Below are 7,990 nucleotides of genomic sequence, written 5' to 3'. Positions count from 1 at the left end.
TCTGCGCCTGCAGCGCGGCATCGACTTCGATGCCGGCAACCGGAGCCGGGGCGCGGAACAGCCAGGCGCCCATGAAGCCCCCGGCCAACAGGCTGGCACCGACCACGCAGGCCCCGGCCAGCATCAGCAACCGCGGCTGCAGATGGACGGAGCGAGCGGCCCCATGGTGCCGGCTCAGAAAAATGATGTGCATGACTTATCCTTCATACGGGCCGGCAGTAGCGAAACGCTTTCTGCTACCATTCCGACTCAGTAACCCCCAGGCTTCCCGCCATGTCTTTTCGTCCCTTGCCCGCCCAGGCATCGACCCAGTTGCTGCGCCAGGCCAGGCCGCTGCAGATGCTGTTCGCCGAAGCCCAGCGCATCTGCCGCCTGCAGCAACTGCTGGAAAGCCAGTTGCAACCGGCGGCGCGCCCGTACTGCCATGTGGCTTCGTGGCGCGGCGGTTGCCTGCTGCTGATCGTCACCGATGGCCACTGGGCCACACGCCTGCGCTATCAGCAGCGGCGCCTGCAGCGGCAGCTGCAGGCTTTCGAAGAATTCGCGAACTTAGCGAAAATCCTTTTCAAGGTGCAACCCACCACGTCCACACAACGTGCGGCACGTCGCAGCTTGACCCTGTCTGCCGTCGCGGCGGAAAACCTTCGCGAATCCGCCGACATCGTCGGCAATCCACGCCTGCGGGAAGCGCTCGAGCGGCTGGCAAGCCGCGCCGAGAAAAGCCGGCAAGAATAAATCCCGAAATAAAAAGAGGCCACCCTGAGGTGGCCTCCAAATATGGAAAGGAGAGTTTTCCTACACTGCCGCCGCCGGGCGCATATAGGAAATAGGCGCGGTACGCGCGTCTTCGAAGGTCACCACTTCCCAAGCATCCTTGTCTGCGATCAACGTACGCAGCAGTTGGTTGTTCAGGGCATGGCCGGACTTGAAGCCACGGAACTCGCCGATAAGACTGTTGCCGAGCAGATACAGGTCGCCGATGGCATCCAGGATCTTGTGCTTGACGAACTCGTCCTCGTAACGCAGGCCGTCTTCGTTGAGCACGCGGTTCTCGTCGACCACGATCGCGTTCTCCACGCTACCGCCGAGTGCCAGGTTCTGCGAACGCAGGTACTCGATGTCGCGCATGAACCCGAAGGTACGGGCGCGGCTGACCTCCTTGACGAAGGAAGTACTGGAGAAATCGACCGAGGCCTGCTGGGTGCGACCACGGAAGACCGGATGATCGAAATCGATCTCGAAGCTGACCTTGAAGCCGTCGAACGGAACGAAGACGGCGCGCTTGTCGCCCTCTTCCACGCTGACTTCGCGCTTGATGCGGATGAACTTCTTGGCAGCTTCCTGCTCTTGCAATCCGGCGGACTGGATCAGGAATACGAACGGACCAGCGCTGCCATCCATGATCGGCACTTCCGAAGCGGACAGCTCGACGTAGGCGTTGTCGATACCCAGGCCGGCCATGGCCGAGAGCAGGTGCTCCACCGTATCCACTTTGACGTCACCCTTGACCAGGGTGGTCGACATGGTGGTTTCGCCGACGTTCTCGGCCCGGGCCGGGATTTCCACTACCGGATCCAGGTCGGTGCGGCAGAACACGATACCGGTGTCCACCGGCGCCGGTTTCAGGGTCAGGTAAACCTTTTCCCCCGAGTGCAGACCGACGCCAGTAGCCCGGATGATGTTCTTCAAGGTGCGTTGTTTGATCATGGCTTTGGCCGCTTAAGCGCTGACTGCGAACTGTTTTCAACAATGGCCGGCGATGATAGCAGAACCGGCCTTTGCTGAACACCAATCACATCTCTACTCCTGATTAATTACTTCAATCGGCCTGACGACGCAGGAACGCCGGGATATCCAGGTAATCCAGGTCATCCTGCGGGTTCAGCTTGGCCGCGGTCGCCGCGCTGCCGTGAGACTGGTTGCGCATCACGGTAGGACGGTCGAGGTCGCGGTAGTTCACCGACTGCTGCTCGCGCTGGGCCGGAGCGGCTGCCTGGGCTGCACTGCCCTGCACGGTGTTGTCGACGACCTTCACCGGTTTCTCCAGGCGCGCGCCCAGGCCGGTGGCGACTACGGTGACGTGCAGCTCATCGCGCATGTCCGCGTCGATCACGGTGCCCACCTTCACAGTGGCGTGCTCGGAAGCGAACTGTTCGATGATGTTGCCGACATCGGAGTACTCGCCCAGGGACAGGTCCGGACCCGCGGTGATGTTCACCAGGATGCCGCGCGCGCCCTGCAGGTTGACGTCTTCCAGCAGCGGGTTGCGGATTGCCGCCTCGGTGGCCTCGCGGGCACGGTTCGGACCGCTGGCGCAGCCGGTACCCATCATCGCCATGCCCATTTCGCTCATGACAGTCTTCACGTCGGCGAAGTCGACGTTGATCATGCCCGGACGCTTGATGATGTCGGAGATACCGCGCACGGCACCGGCCAGCACGTCATCGGCCTTGGCGAAGGCAGCCAGCAGGCTGGCGTCCTTGCCGAGGATGGTCAGCAGCTTCTCGTTCGGGATGGTGATCAGCGAATCGACGCTCTCGGCCAGCGCGCGGATGCCCTCGTCGGCGATCTGCATGCGCTTGCGACCTTCGAACGGGAACGGACGGGTCACCACCGCGACGGTGAGGATGCCCATTTCCTTCGCCACTTCGGCGATGATCGGCGCGGCGCCGGTACCGGTGCCGCCACCCATGCCGGTGGTGATGAAGACCATGTCGGCGCCTTCCAGCACTTCGGAAATGCGCTCGCGATCTTCCAGAGCCGCCTGACGACCGACTTCCGGATTGGCGCCGGCACCCAGCCCCTTGGTGACGCCCGGGCCGAGTTGCAGAACGGTGCGCGCCGCGATGTTCTTCAGCGCTTGTGCGTCGGTGTTGGCGCAGATGAACTCGACGCCCTCGACGTTGTTCTTGGCCATGTGATTGACGGCGTTGCCGCCACCACCACCTACACCGATCACTTTTATGACGGCGGTTTGTGCGATGTTATCGACCAGTTCAAACATTTCCCCTCTCCTTCCTTTCTAGTTTTGTCGCCTACTGTTACCGCGTTGAATCAGAAATTGCCCTGGACCCAGCGTTTGAGCCGCTCCAGGACAGGTGCCTTGGGTTCGTCGCTGCTGTAGCTGCTGCCTGACACAGACATCGACATGCCATCGGACTGCTTCTGCAGTCCGTACATCAGCAGGCCGACGCCCGTCGAATAGATCGGGTTGCGCACCACGTCGGTGAGGCCCTTCACGCTATACGGCACGCCGAGGCGTACCGGCATGTGGAAGATTTCCTCGGCCAGCTCGACCGCGCCTTCCATCTTCGAGGTGCCGCCGGTGAGGACGATCCCGGCCGGGATCAGGTCCTCGTAGCCGCTGCGGCGCAGCTCGGCCTGGACCAGGGTGAACAGCTCGTCGTAACGAGGCTCGACCACTTCGGCCAGGGCCTGGCGCGACAGTTCGCGCGGCGGCCGGTCGCCGACGCTGGGCACCTTGATGGTCTCGCCGGCACCGGCCAGCTTGGCCAGGGCGCAGGCGTAGCGGATCTTGATCTCTTCCGCGTACTGGGTCGGCGTCCGCAGGGCCATGGCGATGTCATTGGTGACCTGGTCGCCGGCGATCGGGATCACCGCGGTATGGCGGATCGCGCCTTCGGTGAAGATCGCGATATCGGTGGTGCCGCCGCCGATATCCACCAGGCACACGCCCAGTTCCTTCTCGTCCTCGGTCAGCACCGAATAGGCCGAGGCCAACTGCTCGAGGATGATGTCGTCGACCTCGAGGCCGCAGCGGCGCACGCACTTCTCGATGTTCTGCGAGGCATTCACCGCGCAGGTCACCACGTGCACCTTGGCTTCCAGGCGCACCCCGGACATGCCCAGCGGCTCGCGCACGCCTTCCTGGTTATCGATCACGTAATCCTGGGCCAGGGTATGCAGCACCCGCTGGTCCGCCGGGATCGCCACCGCCTGGGCGGCATCCAGTACCCGTTCGATATCCGCCGGGTTCACCTCGCGATCGCGGATCGCCACGATGCCGTGGGAATTGAGGCTGCGGATGTGGTTGCCGGCGATGCCGACGAACGCCGAGTGGATACGGCAACCGGCCATCTGCTGGGCCTCGTCGATGGCGCGCTGGATCGACTGCACGGTGGACTCGATGTTCACCACCACGCCCTTCTTCAGGCCGCGGGACGGATGAGTACCGATGCCAACGACCTCCAGCTGGCCATCGGCCGTCACCTCGCCCACCAGCGCCACCACCTTGGAGGTACCGATGTCGAGGCCGACGATCATCTTGCCGCTCTGCACGCTTGCCATGGTTATTACTGTCTCCTCAACTCACTGCACGGCGCTGGCCGTGGCCACCGTCGCGGGCGTGACCGGCTCGCGCCACGCAACGGCGAGGCCGTTGGGGTAACGCAGGTCGATCCGCGCAATGTTCGAAATCTGGTCTTTGAGTGCCTTGTCGTAGATGCTTACGAAGCGGCGAATCTTGTCTACCACGTGGTCGCGCCCGATCTGGATCTCGACGCCCTGGGCCGTGGTCAGCGCCCAACCGCCGCGATCGCTCATTTCCAGGCGGGCGATGGAGAACCCGAGGGGACGCAGCAACTGGCTGAGCAACTGGTATTGCTGCATCACCTGCTGTTGCGCCCGCTGTGGACCATGCAAGCGGGGCAGATGTTCATAATTCGCCAGCTCCTTTGGCGTAAAAGCCTGTCCCTGGTTGTTCAGCAGCGCTTCGTCGCCCCACCGGGCGATCGGCAGTTGCTCGTCCAGGCGGATCACCACCTGGTCCGGCCACACCCGGCGCACCTCGGCGTGGGCGATCCAGGGCATCTGTTCCAGTTGCCCGCGCATGCCCGCCAGGTCGATGGTGAAGAAGCTCGCCGCCAGGTACGGGGAAATCCGCTGCTGCACCGCGCGCTGGCTGATGTAGCTGAGGTCGCCCTCGACACTGACCTTGGCGATCGGCCGGTCGGCGTACGGCAGGATGTACTCGGCGCCGCGATAGGCGCCATAGCCGAGAACGGCCAGCAACAGCGGCCAGGCCAGGTACTTGAGGAAACTGAAGTCGGCTTTCGGCAGGCGCACGCTCAGCGGTTCCTTGGCCACCAGACGGCTGGCGCCGCGCGGCATCGGCTTGCGCGGAGCGCGGCCGAGTCCACCGGGTTGCTGATGACGGAGCAGTACGCCGTTCATGGCTTATCCCCTCGCCTCGCGGCTATCGGCCAGGATCGCCAGCACCAGTTGCTGGAAATCCAGGCCGGCGGCCCGCGCGGCCATAGGCACCAGGCTGTGGTCGGTCATGCCTGGTGCGGTGTTGACTTCAAGCAGCCAGAAACGCCCTTCGGCGTCCTGCATCACGTCCGCCCGCCCCCAGCCCTGGATGCCCAGGGCGTCGCAGGCGCGCGCGGTGAGTTCCTTCAGCTCGCGTTCCTTGGCCTCGTCGAGACCGCAGGGCACCTGGTAGCGGGTATCGCTGGCCAGGTACTTGGCGTCGTAGTCGTAGAAGGTGTGCGGCGTGCCCAGGCGGATCGCCGGCAGCACCTGCCCGCGCAAGGTCGCCACGGTGAATTCCGGGCCGCTGATCCACTGCTCGACCAGCACCTGCGAGTCGTAGCGGGCCGCTTCGCGCCACGCCGCGATCAATTCGTCGAGCCCGCCGACCTTGGCCATGCCGATGCTCGAGCCTTCGTGAGCCGGCTTGACGATCAGCGGGAAACCCAGTCGCTGCGCCGCGTCGCGGCAGTCATCCTCGCTGGCCAGCACCGCGTAGTCCGGGGTCGGCAGGCCGAGGCTGAGCCAGACCCGCTTGGTCCGCAGCTTGTCCATCGCCAGCGCCGAGGCCAGCACGCCGCTGCCGGTGTAGGGAATGCCCGCGCACTCGAGCAGGCCCTGCATGCTGCCATCCTCGCCGCCACGACCATGGAGAATGATGAAGGCGCGGTCGATCTTCTCCTCGACCAGGCGTTGCAGCAGGTCTTCGCCGACATCGATGCCGAAGGCATCGACCCCGGCGGCCAGCAGGGATTGCAGGACCATCGCGCCGGACTTCAGCGACACCTCGCGCTCGGCGCTCTTGCCGCCGAACAGCACGGCAACGCGGCCGAACGCCTTGGGATCCTGGGTGCCGTTCAGCAGGCTATCGAGGCAAAGGTTCATGCGCCCTTCCCTCCCTTGCCGGCGAACAGCGGGTTCTTGATCAGTTGCGGGGCCAGGCCGCCGACATCGCCAGCGCCCTGGCAAAGCAGGATGTCGCCAGCGCGCAGCAGCGGCTTGACCAGCGGCGCCAGGTCGGCGTCGCGCTCGAAGTAGATCGGGTCGAGCTGGCCGCGCTGGCGGATGCTGTGGCACAGCTGGCGGCTGTCGGCTCCCGGGATCGGCTCTTCGCCGGCCGGATAGACCTCCATCAACAGCAGCACGTTGGCTTCGCCCAGCACCTGCACGAAGTCTTCGTACAGGTCGCGGGTACGGGTATAGCGATGCGGCTGGTAGACCATCACCAGGCGACGCTCCGGCCAACCGCCACGGATCGCCTTGATCACCGCGGCGACTTCGCGCGGATGGTGGCCGTAGTCGTCCACCAGCATCACGCTGCCACCCTCGACCTGCAGCTCGCCGTAGACCTGGAAGCGCCGGCCCACGCCCTGGAAGCCGGACAGCCCCTGGACGATGGCTTCGTCGGAGATGCCCTCGTCGGTAGCGATGACGATGGTCGCCAGGGAATTCAGCACGTTGTGCAGGCCGGGCATGTTCACCGAGACGTCCAGCGGCTCGCGCTCCGGGCGCAACACGGTGAACCAGGTGCGCATGCCTTCCTGGCGGATGTTGATCGCGCGCACGTCGGCGTCTTCGCTGAGGCCGTAGGTCACGGTCGGGCGGGCGATCTGCGGGAGGATCTCGCGCACAACCGGATCATCCACGCACATCACCGCCAGTCCGTAGAACGGCAGGTTGTGGAGGAACTCGACGAAGGTCTTCTTCAGCTTGTTGAAGTCGCCGCCGTAGGTCGCCATGTGGTCGGCGTCGATATTGGTGACCACCGCGACCATCGGTTGCAGGTGCAGGAAGCTGGCGTCGCTCTCGTCGGCCTCGGCCACCAGGTAGCGGCTGGCGCCAAGCTGGGCGTTGGTCCCGGCGGCGTTCAGCCGGCCGCCGATGACGAAGGTCGGGTCCAGGCCGCCGGCGGCGAACACCGAGGCGATCAGGCTGGTAGTGGTGGTCTTGCCGTGGGTGCCGGCTACCGCGATGCCGTGCCGGTAGCGCATCAGTTCGGCGAGCATCTCCGCACGCGGCACCACCGGAATCCGCCGTTCCAGGGCCGAGGCCACTTCCGGGTTGGCCCGGTTGATGGCACTGGACACCACCAGCACGTCGGCGCCGTCGGCGTTTTCCGCCTGGTGGCCGATGAAGATCTGCGCGCCGAACTTCTCCAGGCGCTCGGTCACCGCCGAGGCCTTGAGGTCCGAGCCGGATACCTCGTAGCCGAGGTTCAGCAGCACTTCGGCGATCCCGCACATGCCGGCGCCGCCGATGCCGACGAAATGGATGCGGCGGATACGGCGCATGGTCCGGGTGACGCCATTCGGTTCTTTAACCACGGGCCACCTCCAGGCAGGCATCGACCACCGTCCGGGTAGCCTCGGGTTTCGCCAGGCTGCGAGCCTGGTCTGCCATGGAGCGCAGGGTTTCGGGATGCATCAGGACCTCGGACAGCTGCGCGGCCAGTTCGGCCGCGCCGGTAGACTTTTGCGGCAGCAGGCGGCCGGCGCCGCTGCGTACCAGGAATTCGGCATTGCGGGTCTGGTGATCGTCGATCGCGTGAGGCAACGGCACCAGGAAGGCGGGCAATCCCGCCGCCGTCAGCTCGCTGACGGTCAGCGCGCCGGCGCGGCAGATCACCAGGTCGGCCCAGGCGTAGGCCGCGGCCATGTCGCTGATGAAGGGCGCGACGTCCGCTTCGACCGCCACTGTGCGATAACGCTCGGCGGTAATC

Annotated in this window: 8 protein-coding genes and 1 pseudogene; 1 reads left to right on the top strand and 8 read right to left on the bottom strand. The window is 65.1% G+C overall.

Going from position 1 to position 7,990, the window contains the following annotated elements; all coding sequences use genetic code 11:
* Window positions 1-193: pseudogene (locus FFS27_RS24445) on the bottom strand (hypothetical protein); the annotation flags it as partial.
* Between the two features lie 80 nt (window positions 194-273).
* Here FFS27_RS24445 and FFS27_RS24440 point away from each other — a divergent pair.
* Window positions 274-735, top strand: coding sequence for a DciA family protein (locus tag FFS27_RS24440; RefSeq protein WP_003094105.1), 462 nt, complete (start codon window positions 274-276; stop codon window positions 733-735).
* Window positions 736-795: 60 nt separating this feature from the next.
* Here FFS27_RS24440 and lpxC read toward each other — a convergent pair whose 3' ends face one another.
* The 7 genes from lpxC to FFS27_RS24405 form a co-directional block, all read right to left on the bottom strand.
* Complete coding sequence (gene lpxC / locus FFS27_RS24435) at window positions 796-1,707, bottom strand: UDP-3-O-acyl-N-acetylglucosamine deacetylase (RefSeq protein WP_003094111.1); 912 nt, start codon at window positions 1,705-1,707, stop codon at window positions 796-798.
* A gap of 112 nt (window positions 1,708-1,819) precedes the next feature.
* Window positions 1,820-3,004: a cell division protein FtsZ gene (ftsZ, locus tag FFS27_RS24430; protein WP_003094113.1), complete on the bottom strand. Its 1,185-nt coding sequence runs from the start codon at window positions 3,002-3,004 to the stop codon at window positions 1,820-1,822.
* Between the two features lie 50 nt (window positions 3,005-3,054).
* Window positions 3,055-4,308, bottom strand: a complete 1,254-nt coding sequence (gene ftsA, locus FFS27_RS24425; protein WP_003094115.1) for a cell division protein FtsA — start codon at window positions 4,306-4,308, stop codon at window positions 3,055-3,057.
* A 21-nt stretch (window positions 4,309-4,329) separates the two neighbouring features.
* Window positions 4,330-5,193, bottom strand: coding sequence for a cell division protein FtsQ/DivIB (locus FFS27_RS24420; protein WP_003094118.1), 864 nt, complete (start codon window positions 5,191-5,193; stop codon window positions 4,330-4,332).
* Between the two features lie 3 nt (window positions 5,194-5,196).
* A complete protein-coding gene (locus tag FFS27_RS24415) occupies window positions 5,197-6,156 on the bottom strand; it encodes a D-alanine--D-alanine ligase (RefSeq protein ID WP_003094120.1) in 960 nt (319 codons plus the stop codon).
* Window positions 6,153-7,595 carry a UDP-N-acetylmuramate--L-alanine ligase gene (gene murC, locus FFS27_RS24410; RefSeq protein WP_003094121.1) on the bottom strand — a complete coding sequence of 481 codons (1,443 nt, stop codon included), beginning with the start codon at window positions 7,593-7,595 and terminating at the stop codon, window positions 6,153-6,155. Before murC ends, FFS27_RS24415 begins: the two co-directional genes overlap by 4 nt.
* On the bottom strand, window positions 7,588-7,990 hold a 403-nt coding region (locus tag FFS27_RS24405; RefSeq protein ID WP_272483173.1), incomplete at its 5' end, for a glycosyltransferase. The genes FFS27_RS24405 and murC, both read right to left, overlap by 8 nt.

Origin of the sequence: Pseudomonas sp. 2VD (genome assembly GCF_005503585.1) — a bacterium.
Lineage (GTDB): Bacteria > Pseudomonadota > Gammaproteobacteria > Pseudomonadales > Pseudomonadaceae > Pseudomonas > Pseudomonas aeruginosa.
This window is presented reverse-complemented; position numbering and strand designations above follow the sequence as displayed.